Genomic DNA, 21,495 nt, shown 5'->3' with positions numbered 1-21,495 from the left:
GGGGCGGGATGTGAGGGAGGGTATGGGTTTGTGGATACGGCGCGGTCTCATCCGATGATCGGCCTTTCCTCAGGCAGCCGGTAGAGCCGAGGGCGTGCGGAGAGGGCGAGTGCAGAGGCGACAGTCACGGTGCCGATGCGGCCGGTGAACATGAGTGCCATCAGCACCCATTCCGCAGCCGGGGGCAGGTTGTAGGTGATGCCTGTGCTCATGCCGACGGTGGCGAAAGCTGAGATGGATTCGAACAGTACCTTCTCGAGGCTGTAGTCCGTGAACATGAGCAGCAGCATGGTGCCCCCGACGACGGCGGCTACGCCAAGCAGGGCAACGGACAGCGCCTGGCGCTGCGAGGAGGAACTGATGGAGCGGTGGGCCACGGTAACTTGATCACGGCCGCGGACCTCGTTCCAGATGGAAAATGCCAGTACGAGGAACGTCGTGATCTTGATGCCTCCTGCCGTCCCGGCACTTCCTCCGCCGATGAACATCAGGATGTTGGTCACCATGAGCGTTTCCGGCGCCGCGGCGCCGTAGTCGATGCTGTTGAACCCCGCAGTACGGGGAAAGACGGCGCCGGCGAGGGACCCCAGCAGCTTGCCCGGGAAGGAGAGCTGCCCGAGAGTCTCGTTCCTGTTCCACTCGAAGGCTGCGAAGAGCGCGATGCCGGCAGCCAGCAGTACCAAAGTGCCGTAGATGGTTAGTCGGAGGTGGACGTTCCATTGCCTGACCTTGATGTCACCGCGCATCAGCTGGATGATCACCGGGAACCCGAGTCCTCCGGCGATAATCGCAGCACAGATGGGGATGATGATCCAGGGGTCTTCGGCGAGGCCGATGAGGTTGTCGCTGTAGAGGGAAAAGCCGGCGTTGTTGAAGCCTGAGACGGCATGGAAGGTGCCGTGCCACAAGGCCGTGGCCGGGTTCTCGTCGTAGGCGATCCAGAAGCGTGCGGTCAACACAATGGCCGCGGCCGTTTCAAACATGACCATGATTTTTGCGACCCGGAACAGCACTGCCCGGACATCTCCGAGGTTCAGGGTGTGCGTTTCTGACTGCGCTACGAGCTGGCCACGAAGTCCGATGCTCTTGCGTACCAGCAGAGCCAGCAGGGTAGCGAGGGTCATGATGCCGAACCCGCCGGCCTGGATGAGCCCCAGAATCACGCCTTGGCCGAAGGGCGTCCAGTACGTGGCGGTGTCCACGGTGATCAGACCCGTGACGCAGACGGCGGAAACCGAGGTGAACAGTGCGGCCATAAGAGCGTCGGGGTCACTGCCGGTCCGGGATATGGGCAGAACCAGGAGCCCGGCGCCGACGATGATGACGGAGAGGAATGCCAGGGGAACAGAACGGACCGGATGGGAGAGGGCGCGCCGGATCGCGCTCTCTTTCCTGGCCTGTCCGTCCTTCCCGTTCCGAAGAACGACCTGCAGCGCATCTTTGAGCGTATGGGCTGTGTCAGTGCCCGCGGTCTTGGGCCTCACCCGGGTCGCCTCCCGGCTCATCCTACGTGGATGCCCGGCCTGCGGTCCGGGGCCGGTTCGTTCTCGCGGATGATTTCGCGGACCACCGGCGCCGTGTCGCCACGGCCGAGCAGCAAGTAGCGCATGAGGTGGGCCAGGGGGTTGCCTTCGGACCATTCAAAGTAGGCGTGGGGGCGGACTCCGGTGGCGTCGCGGAGGGCCAGGAGGATGGCTGCGATGGCGTTCGGCGCGGCCGGGCTTTCCGCGCGCAGGACGCGGTGTCCGTCCACTTCAACGCCCCGCACCTCCAGCACTTCGCTGAATTCGGAGGGGTCGGTGATGTCAATTTCCAGAAAGATGACGTCGGCGGTTCCTGGGACGGGGTTGTTTTCGCGTTGCACGGCTTCCTTGCCGGCGTATTCGGCCGCATCCCGGGCCTGGGGGCGGTTGGCGATGAGATTGATCCGCCCGTCGTAGTCGAGTGTGTCGGTGATGAAGCGGCGGGCGGTCTCGTCGAATTCGATCCGGTCCACGCGGAGCTCGGTAGTCCGGCTCACCCGTGAGACCAGGGAGACCGCCACGATGCCGAGGATGAAGAACGCCGAGATGGCGATGCCGTCGGGTTTTTCGATGACGTTCGCGGCCAGGGCATAGAGCATCACCACCGTCAGGACAGTGAATCCGACGGCGGGAACGCGCTGTTTCTTCCGGATGGCGGAGATGGTGACGGCAATGGCCCCGGAGACCATCATGGCTAGGATTCCGGTGGCGTATGCCCCGGCCTGGGCATTGACATCGGCGTTGAAGCCGATGGTGATGAGGATGCTGATGGCGGTGTAGACGAGGACGACGGGCCGCACTGCGCGCGACCAGTCCGGGGCCATGCCGTAGGACGGCAGGTAGCGCGGGACGATGTTGATCAGTCCGGCCATCGCGGACGCACCAGCGAACCAGAGGATAAGGATGCTGCTGACGTCGTAGACGGAGCCGAAGCCGTTGCCGAGGCGCTCATGGGCCAGGTAGGCCAAGGCCCGGCCGTTGGCCTCGCCGCCCTCCTGGAATGCTTCTGCCGGGATCAGGACCGTGGTGACGAAGCTGCTGCCGATCAGGTAGATGCTCATGATCACGGCGGCTGTGGTGAGGAGCCTGCGGGTGTTCCGGATCCTGCACGCCAGCTGTTCCTCGGGTGTGGCGCCCTTGGCTGCTACCAAGGGCATCATGCTGACACCCGTTTCGAAGCCGGAGAGCCCGAGGACCAGCAGCGGGAACGCCACGAGGGCGGGGCCCGCGATGTCACCGAACCCTCCGCCGAACGAGGTGAGTGCAGCGGTCCAGTCAGCCAAGGCACCCGGCTGCGTGACGGCGTCGTAAATTCCTGCTCCGATGATGACGGCGTTCAGCACGAGGAAAACCCCCACCAGCGGGATGGCTACGGCAACGGCCTCGGTGAAACCGAGCAGGAAGACCCCGCCAAGGATCAGGAGGAGCACCACCGTAACGGCGACGGCCTGGCCTTCCAGGAACGGAGGCAGATAAGGATTCTCCAGCAGGTGGACGGTGGCGTCGGCAGCGGACAGGGTGATGGTGATAATCCAGGACGTTGCTACGAAGCCGAGCAGGACCAGCACAAAGACTTTGCCCCGCCAGAAGGGCAGCAGGTTTTCCAGCATCGCCACGGAACCCTGCCCATGCGGGCTTTCCTTGGCCACCCGCCGGTACATCGGCAGCATGCCGAGCAGGGTCAGCGCCACGATCAGCAGGGTGGCCAGCGGAGACAGGGCGCCGGCGGCGAGGGCTGCGATGCCTGGCAGGTACGACAGGGTCGAGAAGTAGTCCACGCCCGTCAGGCACATGACCTTCCACCAGCTCTGCTGCGGTGCATGCTCTTCGGCTGTTTCGGGCCCGACTGGCCGGTGGACCTGGTGTTCCAGCAGCCACCTGACCAGGGAAGTGCCGGGCTCAGTTTCCGGTGCGGGTTTTGGAACGGTCGCTGGAATCGAGAACTGGGCGGATGCCGTCAATGACGTGTCTTTCTGTACTGCGGGAACAGGCCTGATAACCACCGGAGCGTAGCACCGGCCCGGACAGCATCCTTGGGTGATTCGGGGGATATTAACGCTTTCTTAATGCCCCTCCGCCGTCGTGACGGTAACGCCGGCGGCTCATTCCTGAAAGCGCGTCATTCCTGAAAGCGGTAGCCGAGCCCTGTCTCGGTTAGCAGGTGGCGGGGATTGGCCGGATCGGGCTCAAGCTTCCTTCTGAGCTGCGCGAGGTAGACCCGCAGATATCCGGTCTCGCCCGAGTAGGCGGGTCCCCACACATGGGTCAGCAACTCGTCATGCGTGACGAGGGCACCGCTGTTCCGGGCCAGCAGTTCCAGGATGTTCCACTCGGTCGGGGTCAGCCGGACGGCAATGCCCCGTTGGGTGACCCGTCTCGCCGCAAGATCCACGACAAAATCCTCGGTTTCCACAACGGGAGCGTCCCCTGACGTTCCGCGGCGCAGCGCGGCACGGAGTCTCGCCAGGAGTTCATCCATGCCGAACGGCTTGGTCACGTAGTCGTCCGCGCCCGCATCCAGGGCCTGGATCTTGTCATCCGAGCCGTGTCTGGCGGAAAGGACGACGACGGGCACGTCACTCCAGCGCCGCAGCCGGCGAATCACCTCTACGCCGTCGAGATCCGGCAGCCCGAGGTCCAGCACGACGACGTCCACGGGATGCCGCGCGGCCTGCTCCAGGGCACCCTGCCCGGTGAACGCGGTGACGGTGGAGTACCCCCGCGCGTTCAGGTTGATTTGCAATGCGCGGAGGATCTGGACTTCGTCATCGACTATCAGCACTGCCTGCATGGTGTCCTCTCGGGCTCGTCGCGGGCGCTGCTCCGTGCGGTGCTCCGGGCGCCGCTCCGGGCGCTGCCGCGGGCGTTGGTCCGGGCGCCGCTCCCGGCGCCGCTCCGGGCACTGCTCCCGTGGACAGCGGCAGGCGGACCACCATGGTCAGGCCGCCGCCCGGCGTCGGTTCAGCCAACAGGACTCCGCCCATTGCCTCGGTGAAGCCTTTCGCCACGGCCAGCCCCAGCCCGATCCCTGTCCCGGGATTGGTGTCGTCGGCCCTCTGGAACGGACGGAACATAGCCAGGACCTCCTCGGCAGGAATACCCAGGCCGTGATCGACCACGGTAAGTTCACTGGCCGGGATAGTGCCAATTCTCGCACTGCCGGAACCGCCCACCGCTCCTGCGATAACAACGTCGGATTCCGGCGCATACTTCAGGGCGTTTTCCACGAGGTTGGCGATCACCCGCTCAAGCATGCCGGGGTCCGCATCGACCGGGGGCATATTGTCCGGAAGGAGCACCCGCAGCCGTTCCGATGCCGTTCCCCGGAGGGCCTCCCCGACGACGTCCGCCCAGTACACCGGACCGATGTGCGGCGCGACTGAATCGGCCGTGATTCTGGACATGTCCAGGAGGTTGCTGACGAGGCCGTCCAGGCGGTCCGCTCCGGACTCAATGGTGGCCAGAAGTTCTTCCTGCTCCTCCTGCCTTAGCGTGATGGTTTTGTCGCGGAGGCTGCTGGAGGCAAGTTTGATACCCGCCAGGGGTGTGCGGAGGTCGTGGGATACGGCCCGCAGAATGGAGGTTCGCATCTTGTTGCCCTCCGCCAGGCGCAGGTTCTCACGCTGGCTGGCGGTGAGTTCCTCGCGCTGGAGCATGGCCAGCAGGTGCGCTCCGAACGCGGTCAGCAACCGCCGATCGTCCTGCGAGAGTTCCCGGCCTGTCAGCGACAGGATCCGGTCCTCATCCAGCTGTTCGATGCTGTCCGCATCGGACAGCGTGTCCGGCCGGGAAGCCCCGGAATATTCCAGAAGAGTCCAGCCGCCAGTATCACGGGGACCGGATCGACGGCGGACCCACAGCCCGGTTCCGGCCGCCTGGAAATGTTCGCGGACCTGATCCAGGAACGCCGGGATGCTGCTTCCCTCAGCAACGGCCCGCCGGCTCAACTCGCCTAGGATGGACGCCTCTGCCCCAGCACGACGAGCCTCTTTGCTGCGCTTGGCCGATCTGTCCACCACCAGGGACACGGATACGGCGACGAGGAGGAAAATCAGCAACGCGAGAACGTTTTCCGGGTCGAGCACCGAGAGCGAACCGACCGGCCTGACGCTGAAGTAATTGACGATCAGCCCAGCGAGAACCGCGGCTGCCACAGCTGGCCAAAGACCTCCGACCAGTGCAACCGCGACAATGCCGGTCAGTTGGACCAGCATGTCCGTGGAAAGCTGCTGATGCGGGAGAAGGTCCAATGCGAGTTGCAGGAGCGGCGGCAAACCGGCTGCAAGGACGAACGCCGGAATCTCCCTGCGGCGGCCCAGCCTCGAGGGGGCCCGCCGGACGTTCCCCCTTGTCGGAACATCCTGCGCGACGAGGTGAATGTCGATGTCGCCTGCGTTCCGCAGGACTTTTGCCACGCTTCCGCGTCCGAAACGGACCAGCGAGTGCTGCCGGGATGCCCCCAGAATGATCTGGCTGGCGTTGATGCTCCGCGCAAATTCCAGCAGCGTTACGGCAACGTCCTCTCCGCCGACAGCATGGAAAACGCCGCCGACGTCCCGCGTGAGCTTGCGCTGCAGTTCCAACTCCTTCCCGGAAAACAACTCGCTCTCGTCGGTGTTCGTACGGACATGGACCGCGTGGAGCTCCCCGCCTGCAGCGCCGGCCAACATCCGTGCCGCGCGCCGGATCAGGGCCTGGTCCTCCGGCTTTCCGGTCAGGCCGACAACGATCTTCTCCCGCGTCTGCCAGCTGCCTCTGATGTTGTTCAGGGTCCGATAGTCGGACAGCCCGGCATCGACCCGCTCGGCCAGCCACAGCAGCGCAAGTTCCCGGAGAGCGGTAAGGGTGCCCGTCCGGAAATCGCCGGCCAGTGCCAGATCCGCTTCTTCCTGGCTGGGGTAGATCTTGCCTTCCCCCAGCCGCTGGCGGAGCAGTTCGGGGGAGGCATCGACCAATTCGATCTGGTCGGCGCTCCGCACCGCAGTGTCCGGAACCGTGTTCTGCTCCCGGACTCCAGTGATGTTGCGGACGACGTCGGACAGAGACTCAAGGTTGCGGATGTCCAGAGTGGAGATCACGTCAATGCCCGCATCCAGCAGGGCGGCTACCTCTTCCCAGCGGGAACCGCCTGAACGGCTGCTGCCGGCATAGTCATCTACGAGGACGACTCCGGGCGCCCGCTCCAGAATGGCGGTGACATCCAGTTCTGTTTGCTCCATTGACCCCGACGGCGGCGGCGGGCACTGCTCCATGCCCTGCAGGAGTGCTTCCGTTTCCGCCCTGCCGCGAACGGAGACGGCGCCAACGACGACGTCCGACCCCTCGAACCGCAGCCGGCGGCCTTCTTCCAGCATGGCGAACGTCTTGCCCGCCCCGGGCGCAGCTCCCAGGAAAATGCGCAAATTGCCTCGTGCCATGGTTCCATTGTTCACTCATCCGCCCTGAGACCGAGCAAAAGCATCAGCAGAAGCTCGGACGGTACCCGCTCCAGCGCTGGTGGTCTCTTTGATTGGCTGACCGTTCCCGCAACATTGGGAACAGATGGTCATGGTTACAGCCGCATCCTCAGCGCGAGCAGATCGCACCAGCCGTCGATGCCGATGGGGGTGAGGTGGACGCCGTCCTTGAGCCAGGTGGCCACGAGGGATTCGTTGTAGCCCTGAGACAGCCTGGCGTGCCAATCAACAACGACCAGGTTGGGGTAGCTGCGTGCCATCGAGTAGAGCTGGTCGTTGATCCACGCGCTGTTGCGCATGTCCGCCACCCGGCGATCGGCGGTGCCGCTCCAGCGATCCACATGGACGGTGATCCAGTAGACCGGCTTGCCGTTTGCGGCGGCCATGACGCGTTTCACCTGCTGCCACCAGCCGGCGGGGTTGAAGATGTCGTTGGCTCCGGTGGCCATGACGACCCCGCGCGCGGGGATCAAGTCGGCGTGAGCCACGAGCCAGTCGACGGCGGGCTTGGTCGGGCGACCGGGCCACTGGTTGACGGCGGTGGGCAGTCCGTGGGCGGCAAAGACGCGAGAGGCGTACATGTAGTCCGCCTGGTTGGCGATTGAGTCACCGACCATCAGCACGCCGTTGCGGGCCACGGTGTTCTTGAACTGCGTTGGCGTGGAGATGGTGTTGGTGTTGGCCTGCCACGCACCCAACTGACCGGAGCCGTAGGGCGCCCGTGCGGGATCGAGCGTAGATCCTTGGGTTGCCATGACGGACGACGATACGTCGGTGGCCTCAGGCTGGGTGGCGGTGGTCTTGGGCTGGGCCCCGGTGGCCTGAGGCTGGGCGTCGATGATCTGGGGCTGGGCCCCCGTGGTCTGAGGCTGGGCATCGATGATCTGGGGCTGGGCCCCCGTGGTCTGAGGCTGGGCGTCGATGATCTGGGGCTGGGCCCCCGTGGTCTGAGGCTGGGCGTCGCCGACGCCCGTGCTGATCACGAACAGCGTGAGCAGACCGATGATGATATCTCGGGTGCAAACGAGCATGATCAGATTCCTTCGGGGTGGTGAAGCCGTGGCCAGCTTGGTGACTGCCGCATAGACTCCCTGGCCCGGAAAGTGCGAGGAACCCATAGTGCATTGGCGAACTTTTGAAAACCTTGGACGCATACCCCCCACCTGTAATGGGGGCAGCCCTGCCTGTGCCGCTTATCGCCCAAGTACCGGCAGCCGAAGGAGCGAAGGTTGGCGGGATGTGAGGGAGGGTTGGGGTTTGGGCGGCGGGATGCGAGGGAGGGTTGGGGTTTGGGCGGCGGGATGTGAGGGAGGGTTGGGGTTTGGGCGGCGGGATGTGAGGGAGGGCTGGGGAGGGTTGCGTCAAAGGTGTCGCAGGGGCGGATTCACCGTTTCCGATGTACGCTAAGGTCAGAATTAGTAAGGAGCCTTAGCATATGCGCTTCAGAATGACGGGACCGGCCCAACTAATGCCGGTGGCGGCGCTGGCATCCATGGTTCTTGCAGTCGCCGGTTGCTCTGGTTCTAATCCGGGGGCCGATGCTGCTGCCCAAGTCGCCGTCGAATTCCACGAAATGGTGTCCTCGGGGGATCCTTCGGCCGGCTGCGAGCTCCTGGCGCCGGCCGTTGTGGAGAAGCTCGAGAACGGCTCCGCCGGCACCTGCGGCGAGAAGCTCTCAGCCCTGGACTTGCCGCCCGCAACCCGGGCGAACGAGAGCAAGGCCTTCGGCTCAAGCGCGCAGGTTTTCCTGGATGAAGACACTGTGTTCCTGACCAAAACCGGGGGCCACTGGAAGATCACGGCAGCCGGATGCACTTCCCGGGGTGAACGTCCCTACGACTGTGAACTGGAGGGTGGCTGACATGCGCTGGGCTTTCTGGATCTGTCTGGGCGTCATCGCCGTCGGGCTGGCATACATGTTCTTCATCGGGGTGATGGGCCGATGAAGCACAACCCGTTGCTCACGAATGGCCTGAGCATTACGTTCGCTGCGCTGTTCTTTGGCTCCTTGGCGGGCCAGGCGTTCAGCGGACTCGCCTATTTCAATGAACAGCAGACGGCAGAGAATCTGGAAGGCATCAGCTTCTGGCAATACGTGACGTCGTCGAGCTTTGTCGTGGACGTGGCCGAAAACTGGCAGTCCGAGTACCTTCAGTTCCTGCTCTTTATCGTCCTGACCGTGTGGCTGGTCCAGAAAGGTTCGCCTGAATCCAAAGCGATCGAGGACCGCGGCCACGGGTCCGAAGAGGATCAGCTGATTGGAAAGTTCGCCAAGCCTGAATCCCCGAAATGGGCGAAGACCGGGGGCGTGAAGACTTGGATTTTCGCCAATTCACTGGGGCTGGTCATGGCCACGGTCTTCATCCTGTCCTGGCTGGTCCAGTCCGTTGCGGGCTTCAGCGCATTTGCCGAGGACCAGATCTCCAACCTGCAGGACCCCGGCACCTGGAGTGAATATGTGGCTTCCGCCGAATTCTGGAACCGCACCCTGCAGAACTGGCAGTCGGAGTTCCTGGCCGTGTGGTCCATGGTCATCCTCAGCGTCTACCTGCGCCAGCGGGGTTCGCCTGAATCCAAACCTGTGGGTGAAGCACATGACGCCACAGGGGTCAGCAACTAGGACTGGGGAGCAGGCTGCCTATTCGTCGAAGTACGTCGTCGGCGGCTGGCCTTCGGCGACTGAGGCTACGATCCCCGTTGCGACTTCCCGCAGCTTTACGTTCCTCGTGTTGGAAGCGCTCCTGAGGATTTTGAAGGCCGATTCCTGGCTGCACCGGTTCTGCGCCATGATAACGCCGGTGGCCACGTCGATCGTGGTCCGGGATTCCATCGCCGCTGCGAGGTTGTTCCGGGCGTCAGTCAGTTGCGCGATCCGGAGGGCAAGCCGGAGAGTTTTCGAAGCGTTTTCGGCGTAGCCTTCGGCGTCGTCAATGTCCTGGCTCGAGAAGGCATGCGGCCGGCTGGCAAACAGGTTGATCGCGGCTCTGGTTTCTCCCTCCACCGCCAGCGGGACGGCAAGGATGGAATGGATCCCATGCCCAGAGGCTGCGGCAACGTATTCGGGCCAGCGATGTTCCTGCCGCAGGTCCGGGACCAGGACGGTTTCCATTCGTTCCATGGCTGTCAGGCAGGGGCCCTCCCTAAAGGCCAACTGGATCTCGTCCAACTCGTGGGCCTGGGCATCGCTGCTGGCGACGGTGGCGGACTTCTTTCGCCGCAGCAGGGTGATTCCGCAGTGGACCATCCGGCCGGGCGCTGAGAACCATGAGCTGGACAACGCAGCGAGCTCATTGAGGAAATCCTCGACGTCACTGCTGTAGAGCACCAGGTCCTGCAAACGGACTGCAATGTCCATTGAAGATTCCGGGCCGGCTTCTGCAACCATCGGGTTCCTCGCTTAGAAGGGTGAATAAAGAATTTTCCGCCCACTTCAGAACTAACTCCCAGATTACATCTTCCCGCGCCCCCAATGTCCCGTCCCGCGACTATGCTGAAACTATCGGCGGGAACTATGTGACCTGACCTAAGGCCTAGCAGAGGGCCTCCAGTAGTGGCAGCGATGCCCTGCAACTTCTAAGAAGGCCTCCATGTCCAGCCAACTGCCACTCGATGAACTGTCCCTGGTTTTTGCGCGCCTCAAGGGACTGCTCCTCACGGAGGAAAAGGTGGACCGCGCCGTGCAGCTTCTCGCCGAAGCGGCCAAGGACGCCATTCCTGGAACAAGCGGTGCCGGCGTCTCGCTTCTCAATGATCAGGGACGCAGGACCAGTCGAGGGGCAACCGACGCAATCGTGGAACAGGCCGACGTTGTACAGTATGAACTTGGCGAAGGTCCGTGCCTGACCGCTTGGGCATCTGATGAGACCGTCGTCGTCGAGGACGTCGCCAGTGACGGCCGTTGGCCGCTCTGGAGCCAGGCCGTGGCTTCGCTGCCCGTCAGGTCGGTGGTGAGCACACCGTTGCGGACTGAAACAGGGAGCCTCGGCGCCCTGAAGATCTATGCGGCCGTTCCATCGGTTTACGACGCCGGTACGGGCCTGTTGCTGGAAAAGTTCGCCATGCCCGCGGCCACCTTGCTCGCCAACATCCAAGGACGTGAGACGCCGCAACGGATCAGTGAGGCACTTATTGCCGCCTTGGCCGGCAGGGACTCCATCAACCGCGCCTGCGGGGTCCTTATGGAGCGGGAAAATCTGGGCGCGGAAGAAGCGATGCAGGAACTTCTCCGGCTCGCCCGCACGCAGAAATCACCGCTACATCAGCTGTCTGCTGATCTTGTCCAAGCCGCATCAGCCGGCGGGAAGCCCGGACCGGGGTGAGGGAGGCAGGATGCAGTTCGGCAATCCGGAGAAGCAACAGGCCGAGTTCCTTCACGCGGCCATGCATCAAGCCGGCATCAGCACTGGCGATCTTTGGCTGCGTTATTTCAGCCTCGGAGGGTCAGCGAGCGAGTATGAAACCGACGCCTACGTCCAGGGCATTTTTCGGCTTCCGGAGGTGCAGCGCGACCTGCTCGCGCAGGCCGCGAACGAGCTCATCGATGAACTGCCGCCACCGCCACGGGCGCCGTACTCGGAGGATTTCCTTCCCGGCGGCGCCCGTGACCCCTTACAGTCCGATAGACGCAACTACCCGCCTGCCTAGCCGGACTTCGCAGGGTGCGTGTGGCGCAGCCCCTATTCCGGCAGCTCCATCTGAAAGCCGCAGGCGCACCTGATCACACGGGTGGACAAGTACACGTCCAATGCTTCACCGTCCGGGCGGCTGGTGCTCGCGGGCGCGTGAAGCCTACGGAGTTCGTGCCCGGCCCTTTCCATCGGCCGTCCGCAGTGGATGTAGTGTCCGCCGAAGACCAAGACGTCCGACACGTTTCCCTGCCGGTTCAGGATGAACGCCACATCGGCGACGTCGGCCACGTGGGCGTGGTGCCGTCCACAGGAGGCACAGGTGTAGGACACGTCCACTAGTGCATCCGCCGGCCCCTGGTGGGATTCAATGGCCCTGATGACCAGATGGGTGTCGTTCCGGCACGTCCTGCACCGCAGCGGCCTTCCGCCCGGGAAGTGCGTGCCGCCTGGAACATGCGCGTTTGAACTGATGGACACGATCAGACCAGGGCGGGGTAGCTGGACAGGATGTAGTCAGCTGCAGCCGGCCCCTTCATTCTGAGGCGCGTGTTGCCCAGGTCGATCCCGCACCGGCGCATGGCCGCCCAGAAGGCAGTGTCCGATTGGGGATCATGGCCGTGAAGCAGGCACCAGCTGGTGTAAAGACCGTAGAGACAGTCGCGTCCCAGGGGACAGTCTGTATCAGGGTCAAAGGAAGTGGCTTGGTCAAGAAACTGCTCGAAGTGCGAGACGCCCATCGTAGGCTCTTTCCGCCTGTGCATCATGTGCCGCCATGAGGCTACAGCAGCTACTCTTCCCGGCCGTGCACGCAACCGGAAAGGGGGTTCGGTCCCGCATCAACGGTGCCGATTCCTCTCTCGAATTTACGTAGTTCCGGTCATTCTGTCCAGAGTCGGGCCAGCGGTCAGTGGCCGGCTTCCGGGGAGGTCCAGCCCTACACCGTCTGCGCCGGGGCCGTCACCGCCGCGGTCTCCGGATTGTGGTTCTGCGACAGCACCGCCAGCGACGGCGCGATGGACAGGTTCGGCTCGGGCTGTGACAGGGCGCGGGCGCGGAGCACTGTCATGGATTTCGCGCACACCTTCAGCACGGAGCCGGCGTCAACCGGTCCGCGGTCCACTCCTGTTCCGGCGGTGTTGATCACCATGTCCCAGGCGGCCGCAAACTCACCGGACGGGAGCGTGAACTTGACGTCGTCGTCGTGCGCGTTGAAGTAGAGCAGGAAGTTCACGTCGCTGATCCGCCGGCCGCGGTCATCCTGGCCCTGGATGCCGTCCCCGTTGAGGAACACACCGATGGTGCGGCCGAAGCCGCGGCCCCAGTCCTCCGGAAGCATTTCCATGCCGTCCTCGTTCAGCCACACAATGTCCGGCAGCTTCTCGCCCTTTCCGCGCCGCACCGGGCGGCCGTCGAAGAAGGTGCTGCGCCGGAAGGTGGGGTGCTCGGCGCGCAGGCGGTTGACCGCCGCCGTGAACTCCATGAGCGGGTGATCCACGGTGTCCCAGTTGATCCAGCTCAGCGCCGAATCCTGGCAGTACACGTTGTTGTTGCCCTGCTGCGTGCGGCCCAGCTCGTCGCCATGCAGGATCATCGGCACGCCCTGCGACAGCAGCATCGTGGCCACGAAATTGCGCTGCTGCCTCGCCCGCAGCTTCAGGATTTCCGGGTCCGCGGTGGGGCCTTCCGCCCCGCAGTTCCAGGAACGGTTGTGCGATTCGCCGTCCCGGTTGCCCTCGCCGTTGGCCTCGTTGTGCTTCTCGTTGTAGGACACGAGGTCCCGCAGGGTGAAGCCGTCGTGCGCGGTGACGAAGTTGATGGAGGCCACCGGCCGCCGCCCGGACCGCTCGTACAGGTCGGCCGATCCTGTGAGCCGCGACGCGAACTCGCCGAGCGTGGCCGGCTCGCCCCGCCAGAAATCCCGCACGGTGTCCCGGTACTTGCCGTTCCATTCCGTCCACTGCGGCGGGAAGTTGCCCACCTGGTAGCCGCCCGGCCCCACATCCCAGGGCTCGGCGATCAGCTTGACCTGCGACACGATGGGGTCCTGCTGCACCAGTTCGAAGAACGTGGAGAGCCGGTCGACGTCGTAAAACTCCCTGGCCAGCGCCGAGGCGAGGTCGAAGCGGAACCCGTCCACATGCATCTCCGTGACCCAGTACCGCAGCGAATCCATGATCAGCTGCAGGGAGTGCGGGTGCCGCACATTCAGCGTGTTGCCGGTGCCGGTGTAATCCATGTAGTGCTGCTTGTCGCTGTCCACCAGCCGGTAATAGGCGGAGTTGTCGATGCCCTTGAAGCTCAGGGTCGGCCCCAGATGGTTCCCTTCCGCCGTGTGGTTATAGACGACGTCGAGAATCACCTCGATGCCCGCACGGTGCAGTGAGCGGACCATCGCCTTGAAGTCCTGGACCTGCTGGCCCATCTCGCCGATGGAGCTGTACGTGTTCTGCGGCGCGAAGAAACCGATGGTGTTGTAGCCCCAGTAGTTGCTCAGCCCCTTCTCCTGCAGCGTGCCGTCGTTGACGAACTGGTGGCAGGGCATCAGCTCGATGGCGGTGACGCCCAGTCGCTGCAGGTGCGCGATGACGGCGGGATGCGCGACGGCGGCAAAGGTGCCGCGCTGCTCTTCGGGCACCTCAGGATGGAGCTGGGTGAGCCCCTTGACATGGGCCTCGTAGATCACGGAGCGGTGGTACGGGATCTTGGGTGGACGGTCCCCGGCCCAGTCGAAGAACGGGTTGATCACCACGCCCAGCATGGTGTGTGCGGCGGAGTCCTGGTCATTCCGGGAGGCCGGGTCGCCGAAGTTGTAGGAGAACAGGGACGGGTGCCAGTCCACCTGCCTGGCAATGGCCTTGGCGTAGGGATCCAGGAGCAGCTTGTTCGGGTTGCACCGCTGCCCCTTGGCCGGATCGTAGGGCCCGTGCACGCGGTACCCGTACTTCTGCCCCGGCTGGATCTGCGGCAGGTAGCAGTGCCAGACGTAACCGTCCACTTCGATGAGGTCCACGCGCGTCTCGGTGCCGTCGTCGGCGAACAGGCACAGCTGGACGGCCCTGGCCGCCTCGCTGAACACCGCAAAGTTCGTCCCCGCCCCGTCGAAGGTTGCACCCAGCGGATACGCGTTGCCCGGCCAGACTTCCATGACTACTCCTGGTGCTGAATGTTCTGTTGTTTGATGTTCTGTTATTCAGGGCCCGCGTGCCACTTGTACGGGCAATACTAAGCACACTTACTAGATTCTCCAAGAACGGCCTCTTCCGCGGAGTGGCTGGCTCACCCGCGGGCTTCTTCCTGGCAGCGGGCGGGCATCCTGCTGCTTTCGGCGCGGCGGGCGTCACGGCAGGGGGTGATGGCCACAGGCACACCGGGGTTCGCGGCGGAAGCCGCGAAGGCCCACAGGCTGTTCAATGTCCGGCCCGCACCTTCTTGGCGGTGAGCAGCAAATACTCCCAGTCCATCTGCGAGGGTGCGTCACCGTGGGCGTCGCTATAGGTCGCTGCGAGCTCACTGAGGGCCTCATCCAGGGCCTTCACCTTGTCCTCGTCCCCGGCAAGGTACTTGTAGACAGAGATGGTGGGGCCGTCATGGGACTTGAAGTAGTGCAGGAAATCGTCGGGCTTGTGGAAGCTGGTGATTGTGACCCGCTGCTTGTGAGCCTCGATGTCGGTGACGCGGTCACCGAGTAACTTACGCACGTGGGCCTCGCTGCCCCACAGCGGCGGTGGCTGTGTTCCCGGCGGCGGTGGGGGAGCGAACGGCTTGATGGCGGCGAACATCTGCCCGATGAACCCCTCGGGTGTCCAGTTCAGCAGGCCGATGGTCCCGCCCGGCTTGCACACCCGCACCAGTTCGTCGGCGCTCGCCTGATGGTGCGGGGCGAACATGACCCCTACACAGGACATCACGACGTCGAACTCGCCGTCCGGAAACGGCAGGGCCTCGGCGTCCGCTTCCACCCATTCCAGCTCCACGCCGCGGTCGGCAGCCTGGCGCCGGCCGGCGTCGAACAGCTCCGGCGTGAGGTCGGCGGCCACCACCTCGGCGGCCATCATGGCGGCGGGAATGGCGGCGTTGCCGGCCCCGGCGGCCACATCCAGGACCCGCTGGCGCGGTTTGACCCCGCAGGCCTCCACCAGGATGGCGCCGAGGTCCGGGATGAGTTCGGTCGCGAGTGCGGGGTAGTCGCCCTGCGCCCACATTGCCCGGTGCTTTTCCTTCAGGGCCCGGTCAGCTACAGCTTTATCGGCTTGGTCAGTCATGTCGGCGCCCCTCTGCTCATGCAGGAATTGGTCAGCGCGCTGGAATGCCAGTGGAGGCTGTGGTGCGACTTATTCTGGGCTTCGGCGCCGGGGTTGTAAAGGAAGTGTTCGCTACCTGGTTGGGTGGGGAGGCGGGAGGCTCGGCTAACGCCTTGGTGCGTCCCGCCGTCGGGCCGCGTAGGCGAACAGCGACGTCGTGGCCACTGTGGCCAGGTACCCGGCGATCACGATCAGCGAAATCCCCGCCCAGAAGTAACTGGTGGTGCTGTCCTCCCGGCCCGGCAGCGGCGCGATCCTGACCAGCGAATAAACCGCCACAGCCGCCGACACCAGCCCCAGCACGACCGGCAGCCCGATCCACAGCCGCGCGGATGCCCAGTGCCCGTTGAAACCGTCCCAGACATTCCACTCCTGGCTGCCCGAACGGATGATCAGCCAGCCCGCAGGAATCATGAAACAGCCCACCAGCAGGAACGCGGCCACCACATCGGCAGGCCGGTGCCACTGGTTCACCAGCGTGGACATCCCCGACGCGATCGCGAAACTGCCGCCCACAAACCCTGCCAGCGGCCGCCAGCGCGGCGACGCCATCAGGAATACAGCCGCAGCGGCAGAGGCAGCCAGCGTCGTGTGCCCGGACGGGAGCGAGTTCAGCTCCAGCGTCTCCACCCCCAGGGCCGGCCGCGCCGGCAACAGCGCCTTGAGCACCTGCGCGGCGAGGTTCGCCCCCAGGCACGCCAGGAGCGCAATGCCCGCGGCCCGCCAGCGGCGGTGAATCACCGTGACCAGAAGAACGACGACGGCGGCCATCACCAGAGAGATGGTGGGCAGCCAGTCCAGGAACCGGGTAGTGACCTTGCCCGCGGGCCCATGGATGGCCACGGCCTCCACCAGGGCTGACTCGTCGATGAACTGGCCGGTGGTGGTGCGGACAAAGTAGTAGTAGGTGGCCGCCAGCCCGGTCACACAGGCCAGGGTGGCCACGGCAAAGAGGAAGCCGGTGCCCCTGGCGAGGCGCATCCGGCCCGGGGGCTGCTTGCGTCGGGGGTTCCTGAGCTGGAGAGTCATCAACAACAAGGGTGTCACAGAATGCTGGGAGTCGGCTGTCTGCCGGGTGTGAATCCTCGACACCGCACCAGGCGCGGATTACGTTGGGCACATGACTGAAAACTCAGACGAAACCCGCAGCGGCCGGAACGAGGACGGCACGGACCGCGACAAGGATGCGGCCCCCAGCACCTCGCCGGCCGGCGACTTGAGCAGCAAGCTCGACCCCGATTTCATCCCCCAGCAGGGGGACAGCCCCGAGGTGGAACGGACCCGGGAAAACCCGGAGGAAACCGGCAGCTGAGGGGTTTCACGCGCAGAGCGGGGTTTTCACGCGCAGGACTTATCGGTCTCGAGCATGCCGACCGGCAGATAGAGTTTGAGCATGGCCGGACCAGTGGATGTTTTGGGCCCCATCCTGGAAATGATGACGTGGGTGGGGTTCATTCCCGGCGTGCCCCTCCTGGTGTGGGGACTGGTTATTCAGCGGCGCCGCTGTGTCTGGACCGCCACCACGGGCGAGGTTTACACCGCGGGCGGCTTCACCGGATTCCGCTGGACCGACCAGGAGAATGTCCCGCGGCAGACCCTCGTGGACGCCGAGGTCGCGAAGGGACTGGTGGCAGGAAACGAAGTGAAACTCCACTACGACATCTGCCACCCCTCCCGTTGGGGCCTGAGGCCGCCGAAGCACGACAACATTGTCCTGATCCTCGGCTGGATCCTCACCTCGGTCGGCATCCTGTGCACCGTCGGAGGATTCGTGCTCCTGCTCTTCTAAATCCTGGCGCTGGCGGAGCTGCTCCCGCTGTTAACGCAGCTGCCCGCTGTTAGCGGTGCTGCTCCTGGTGCTAACGGTGCGGATCAAGCCGGGAGCCGCGCCCACCTGCCGGCTGCGGAGGACCGCCGCGCCGGTTCCTTTCCCGCAGGTGGTCCAGCAGGGCCTGCTCCGGATGCCCCGGGTTCTCCGCCAGGTGCCGGAGCAGCCGCCGCCGCACGTCCGACCGCGGGTCGGCGGTGGACAGCACGTTTTGGATGATGTCCAGGACCTGTTGGTGCAGTTCCGAATCGTCAACGGTGACGGTGGAGGGCTGGGCGTTCGGCCCTCCGGCGGTATATCCCCATCGCTCCGGCGGGATGGGTTCATGCAGGTCGCGATATTTTGTGTGCATCTTGTGCTCCTTCGTCTCGGAAATTTCTGGGCTGCCGGCGCGCTGGGGATTAGTCATCGCTGCTGCCCCCGCTGCCGCCGTTGTCGTCGAGTTCCACGTGTGATACGCCGCCGTCGGAGGCCACAGCGGGAGACGTGATCTGCGTCGGTTGGACGTGCTGGACATCGCCCGGATCCCCGCCGGCGTAGCCCTCATCCGGTGCGGACTCGGTGGACGCGGGACTGAGCGGTGCAGACTTGAGGAAAGGAGCCGTGGGCTTGGCCGTCGCAAGGGGTGTAGCCATCGGACCCGCGCCCTGAGACGCGGCGGCATCACTGGATGTGGCGTCGGTGGAGGTGGGGACAAGCGCCTGCTGGACGGGCTCGTGAATGACGACGCCGGCGTGGTCGGCCGGCGCATCGGCAGGGGCCTGTGCCACCCATACCGCCAAGCCGGCAAGGGCGAGCAGCGGGACGCTCAGCAACGACCACTTTTTCACCCCTCCGCCTTCCCTCGCTGGTGCCTCCACTGTGAGGCGCGAAGGTGAGGCAAGGATGAGACGTGGATGAGAATCCTCTCATCCGGCACAGCGAGGGCTGTGCCCGGATCGGCGAACCTGGCTTCGGGGCCGCGGGGTGGCTAAACCGGGGCGGGCTCCTGGCCGTCCGGGTCCCCGTTCGGGTCGCCGTTCAAGTCCCCGATGACGGTGCCGTTCGCGGTGCCGCCGGCCACGGTGCCGCGGGCAGCGGGCAGGCAGACGAGGCGGTAACCCACGCCCCTGACGGTCTGGATGCGCTCAGGGCCGAGTTTGTGCCGCAGGTACCGCACGTAGACGTCCACCACGTTCGAGGACCCCTCGAAGTGGTAGCCCCACACCCGGCTCAGCAACTGTTCGCGGCTCAGCACGCGGTTCGCGTTCTCCATGAGCGTCCGCGCCATGACGAACTCCCGGGCGGAAAGCTCAATGACACGCCCACGGATCTCCGCAGTCCGCTGGTTGACGTCCAGTGTCAGGTCGCCACAGACCAGCGTGGGCGCTGCCGTGACGGGCGAACTGCCGCGCAGCCGCAGCTTCACGCGCGAGAGCAGCTCTTCGAAGCGGAAGGGCTTGGTCATGTAGTCGTCCGCCCCGCCCTCAAGCGCGGAGACTGTGCTCTCCAGGCTGTCCGCAGCCGTGAGGACAATGACCGGGAGGGTGGAGTGCATGGCGCGGAGGTTTTGGAGGACTGCCAGCCCGTCCATGCGCGGCATCCCGATGTCGAGGATGAGGAGGTCGAATTCGCCGGACGAGGCATAGTCCAGTGCCTTCACGCCGTCCGAGACCTGCGTGGTGGTGTATCCCGCTGCTGTGAGGCCCTTTTCGAGGAAGGCCGCGATGCGGGGCTCGTCGTCGGCGATGAGGATGCGGGTCACGGAGTGCCTCCGGCACTCGAGAGGGAGGCAGCACCCGAGGACGGACCTGTCACCCGGGGTTTCGCGTTCGGTGCATGTGCTCTTTTCGGGGGCTGAGCTCTCGTCGTCTCGACGGTTATTTCTTCTGACGGCCCGTCGCCGCCCCCTGAGGGGATGCGCAGCACAAACCGGCTTCCCTTGCCCACATCCGATTCCAGTCGGACAGTTCCGCCGTGCGCCACCACGATGGCCTTGACGATGGAAAGCCCCAGCCCGGAACCCTCGGAACCGGAATTGCGGCCCTTTCCGAAGCGTTCGAAGATGCGCTCATGGTCTTCGGCCGGAATGCCGCTGCCCGTGTCCGACACCCAAATTTCCAAGTCAGTCGAAGGGCGCGGCCGGGCACCCAAAGGTGCGCCGCCGTCGTCGTTCATTGCCCAGGCCGCCCCAAAGGAGATCCTGTCCTCCTCGGTCGTGTACTTGAGCGCGTTCGCCGCGAGCTGTTCCAGCGCCTGCGTTAACCGGTGCCGGTCCGCCCGGATCAGGCCGCCCGGCTTGGTGTCCAGCTGCCACTGGCGCGGACCAAGGACCTTGACACGGTTCAGGACGTTCTCGAGGAAGATGTCCGCCTCGATCCACTCCGGGGATACGAAATCGGGTCGGTCGCTGCGCGCTAGGATCAGCAGGTCCTCCACCAGCACCTGCATCCGGTCCAGCTCATCCAGGAGCAGGACGCGGGTCTGGTTTACATCGTCGGGATCCCCCGCGCGGAGCAATTCCAGATAGCCGCGAATGACCGTCATGGGCGTGCGCAGTTCATGGCTGGCATCATGGACGAAGCGGCGCTGATTGTCGAAGCCGGACTCCAGCCGCTCCAGCATATGGTTGAAGTTCATTGCCAACAGAGCGACGTCATCCGTGGTCTCCGGGACCTCCACGCGTTTGGTCAGGTCTTCGAAAGTGGTGTTCTGGGTTGCTTCGCGCAACCGCCGGATCGGGCCGAGCAGCTGTCCTGTGACCATGTACCCGGCAACGCCCGCCGCCGCCAGGGTTGCCAGGGCCGCGGCGGCGTTGATCCACATGGAATTCACGACCTCGTCGCGCTGCCGCCCGATCTCGCTGGACACCACCAGGAGCCCTTCGCCTGGCCGGCCCGCCAACGTCACCGAGGTTATGGAGAGCCGGACCGCCCGGCCATCGATCTCAGTGTCGCGGACCACCGTCTCACCGGAACGGCTCCAAGCCCAGATTTGGTCCCTGACCTCCTGCTCCTGCAGGTTAGTCGGCTGGCTGACCGGAAGGATCGTATTGCCATCCCGGACCATGGTCATCAGGGACTCGTGGCCGCCCGGCGTTTCCGCCCTCAGGAACAGGGTGAACAGTTCGTCCAGCGAGTCAAATCCTGGACTCCCCCTGGCAGGCTTGACCAGATTGCTCAGGTTCTTCCGTGGCTGCGCGAGCTCCTCATTCACGCGGTCATCGAGGCTGGCCAGCTGCGCAACGTGCGTGACTGCGCCGGAGACCAAAAGGCCTACCGCCATAAATACCAGGAGTGTTGCCAGCACCCGGAAGCGGACGGATTGGATTTCCGACCGCAGCTCCGCCAGCAGGGAACTGGGGGAAGTCATTGTCGGTCCCTTGGCAGGGGCCGTGGCAGGGGTCGGCCGGATGGCCGGCGCAGCTGTGGCGGCCGGGCCGCATCAGACGGGCGGCGCAGCTGTGGCGGCCGGGCCGCATCAGACGGGCGGCGCAGCTGTGGTGGCCAGGATTGTTCGCAAAACGGTGTGCAGATTTCCCCGGCGGCCGCAGAAATTTTTTCATCCCCGGAGGCGACGCGGGCAGTACCCACAGTCCGGCGTGCGGAGTACTTGGTTGCACCCGGTACTGCGACGGTCCGCGTCATTGGTTCACTCATTCCATGCCTATCTGGCGGTCCTCCGGGGAGCAAGGATCGCGTGAAGCCGCTCGGAACTGCGGTAATACCAAAGTACCCCCGCATTCTTGGGAAAAACTTGGCAAAGTGAAGGCCTCCCGCA

General features: G+C 64.7%; 20 protein-coding genes. 6 read left to right on the top strand and 14 right to left on the bottom strand.

Annotated features, from left to right (window positions below; all coding sequences use genetic code 11):
- Nucleotides 1-47 precede the first annotated feature (47 nt).
- The 5 genes from J7E80_RS01165 to J7E80_RS01145 all read right to left on the bottom strand — a co-directional run bounded on the left by J7E80_RS01165 (nt 48) and on the right by J7E80_RS01145 (nt 8,010).
- Nucleotides 48-1,484, bottom strand: coding sequence for a potassium transporter TrkG (locus tag J7E80_RS01165; RefSeq protein ID WP_311380731.1), 1,437 nt, complete (start codon nt 1,482-1,484; stop codon nt 48-50).
- Nucleotides 1,485-1,501: 17 nt separating this feature from the next.
- Nucleotides 1,502-3,484, bottom strand: coding sequence for an amino acid transporter (locus tag J7E80_RS01160; RefSeq protein ID WP_215049649.1), 1,983 nt, complete (start codon nt 3,482-3,484; stop codon nt 1,502-1,504).
- A gap of 158 nt (nt 3,485-3,642) precedes the next feature.
- Nucleotides 3,643-4,314: a response regulator gene (locus J7E80_RS01155; RefSeq protein ID WP_215049648.1), complete on the bottom strand. Its 672-nt coding sequence runs from the start codon at nt 4,312-4,314 to the stop codon at nt 3,643-3,645.
- Nucleotides 4,289-6,940 carry a DUF4118 domain-containing protein gene (locus tag J7E80_RS01150; RefSeq protein ID WP_215049647.1) on the bottom strand — a complete coding sequence of 884 codons (2,652 nt, stop codon included), beginning with the start codon at nt 6,938-6,940 and terminating at the stop codon, nt 4,289-4,291. Before J7E80_RS01150 ends, J7E80_RS01155 begins: the two co-directional genes overlap by 26 nt.
- A 134-nt stretch (nt 6,941-7,074) precedes the next feature.
- Nucleotides 7,075-8,010 carry a hypothetical protein gene (locus tag J7E80_RS01145; protein ID WP_215049646.1) on the bottom strand — a complete coding sequence of 312 codons (936 nt, stop codon included), beginning with the start codon at nt 8,008-8,010 and terminating at the stop codon, nt 7,075-7,077.
- Between the two features lie 404 nt (nt 8,011-8,414).
- On the opposite strand from J7E80_RS01145, the gene J7E80_RS01140 reads away from it, so the two are divergent.
- Entirely contained in the window at nt 8,415-8,840 is a 426-nt protein-coding gene (locus tag J7E80_RS01140; RefSeq protein WP_215049645.1) for a hypothetical protein, read from the top strand.
- An 81-nt stretch (nt 8,841-8,921) separates the two neighbouring features.
- On the top strand, nt 8,922-9,599 hold the full coding sequence (locus tag J7E80_RS01135) for a DUF6766 family protein (RefSeq protein WP_215049644.1): 678 nt from the start codon (nt 8,922-8,924) through the stop codon (nt 9,597-9,599).
- Nucleotides 9,600-9,617: 18 nt separating this feature from the next.
- On the opposite strand, the gene J7E80_RS01130 is transcribed toward J7E80_RS01135, so the two are convergent.
- Nucleotides 9,618-10,364 (bottom strand): GAF and ANTAR domain-containing protein, encoded by a 747-nt coding sequence (locus tag J7E80_RS01130; RefSeq protein WP_215049643.1) that lies wholly within the window; start codon nt 10,362-10,364, stop codon nt 9,618-9,620.
- Between the two features lie 202 nt (nt 10,365-10,566).
- On the opposite strand from J7E80_RS01130, the gene J7E80_RS01125 reads away from it, so the two are divergent.
- Both J7E80_RS01125 and J7E80_RS01120 read left to right on the top strand, forming a co-directional pair.
- Nucleotides 10,567-11,298, top strand: coding sequence for a GAF and ANTAR domain-containing protein (locus J7E80_RS01125; RefSeq protein WP_215049642.1), 732 nt, complete (start codon nt 10,567-10,569; stop codon nt 11,296-11,298).
- A 10-nt stretch (nt 11,299-11,308) separates the two neighbouring features.
- The gene (locus tag J7E80_RS01120) at nt 11,309-11,623 is read left to right on the top strand and encodes a hypothetical protein (protein ID WP_215049641.1); all 315 of its coding nucleotides are present in this window, start codon (nt 11,309-11,311) and stop codon (nt 11,621-11,623) included.
- 32 nt (nt 11,624-11,655) lie between these two features.
- On the opposite strand, the gene J7E80_RS01115 is transcribed toward J7E80_RS01120, so the two are convergent.
- From J7E80_RS01115 to J7E80_RS01100, 4 genes are all read right to left on the bottom strand, one after another.
- Complete coding sequence (locus tag J7E80_RS01115; protein ID WP_215049640.1) at nt 11,656-12,084, bottom strand: hypothetical protein; 429 nt, start codon at nt 12,082-12,084, stop codon at nt 11,656-11,658.
- A 457-nt stretch (nt 12,085-12,541) separates the two neighbouring features.
- Nucleotides 12,542-14,752: a glycogen debranching protein GlgX gene (gene glgX / locus J7E80_RS01110; RefSeq protein WP_215049639.1), complete on the bottom strand. Its 2,211-nt coding sequence runs from the start codon at nt 14,750-14,752 to the stop codon at nt 12,542-12,544.
- Nucleotides 14,753-15,014: 262 nt separating this feature from the next.
- Complete coding sequence (locus J7E80_RS01105) at nt 15,015-15,869, bottom strand: class I SAM-dependent methyltransferase (RefSeq protein WP_215049638.1); 855 nt, start codon at nt 15,867-15,869, stop codon at nt 15,015-15,017.
- A 144-nt stretch (nt 15,870-16,013) separates the two neighbouring features.
- Entirely contained in the window at nt 16,014-16,937 is a 924-nt protein-coding gene (locus tag J7E80_RS01100) for a phosphatase PAP2 family protein (RefSeq protein ID WP_215049637.1), read from the bottom strand.
- A 91-nt stretch (nt 16,938-17,028) separates the two neighbouring features.
- Here J7E80_RS01100 and J7E80_RS01095 point away from each other — a divergent pair, with 91 nt between their 5' ends.
- Both J7E80_RS01095 and J7E80_RS01090 read left to right on the top strand, forming a co-directional pair.
- Nucleotides 17,029-17,220, top strand: coding sequence for a hypothetical protein (locus J7E80_RS01095; RefSeq protein WP_215049636.1), 192 nt, complete (start codon nt 17,029-17,031; stop codon nt 17,218-17,220).
- 81 nt (nt 17,221-17,301) lie between these two features.
- Entirely contained in the window at nt 17,302-17,697 is a 396-nt protein-coding gene (locus J7E80_RS01090; protein WP_215049635.1) for a hypothetical protein, read from the top strand.
- 70 nt (nt 17,698-17,767) lie between these two features.
- Here the strand turns inward: J7E80_RS01090 and J7E80_RS01085 are convergent, their stop codons facing one another.
- From J7E80_RS01085 to J7E80_RS01070, 4 genes are all read right to left on the bottom strand, one after another.
- Complete coding sequence (locus J7E80_RS01085) at nt 17,768-18,088, bottom strand: hypothetical protein (protein ID WP_215049634.1); 321 nt, start codon at nt 18,086-18,088, stop codon at nt 17,768-17,770.
- A 49-nt stretch (nt 18,089-18,137) separates the two neighbouring features.
- Nucleotides 18,138-18,566, bottom strand: coding sequence for a hypothetical protein (locus tag J7E80_RS01080; RefSeq protein WP_215049633.1), 429 nt, complete (start codon nt 18,564-18,566; stop codon nt 18,138-18,140).
- Nucleotides 18,567-18,706: 140 nt separating this feature from the next.
- Entirely contained in the window at nt 18,707-19,480 is a 774-nt protein-coding gene (locus J7E80_RS01075; protein ID WP_215049632.1) for a response regulator transcription factor, read from the bottom strand.
- The gene (locus J7E80_RS01070; RefSeq protein WP_215049631.1) at nt 19,477-21,087 is read right to left on the bottom strand and encodes a cell wall metabolism sensor histidine kinase WalK; all 1,611 of its coding nucleotides are present in this window, start codon (nt 21,085-21,087) and stop codon (nt 19,477-19,479) included. Before J7E80_RS01070 ends, J7E80_RS01075 begins: the two co-directional genes overlap by 4 nt.
- Nucleotides 21,088-21,495 lie beyond the last annotated feature (408 nt).

This window comes from Arthrobacter sp. ISL-28 (assembly GCF_018613875.1).
In the GTDB taxonomy this organism is placed as follows: domain Bacteria; phylum Actinomycetota; class Actinomycetes; order Actinomycetales; family Micrococcaceae; genus Arthrobacter.
Note: the sequence above shows the minus strand (reverse complement) of the source record. Positions and strands in the feature narration are given on the sequence as shown.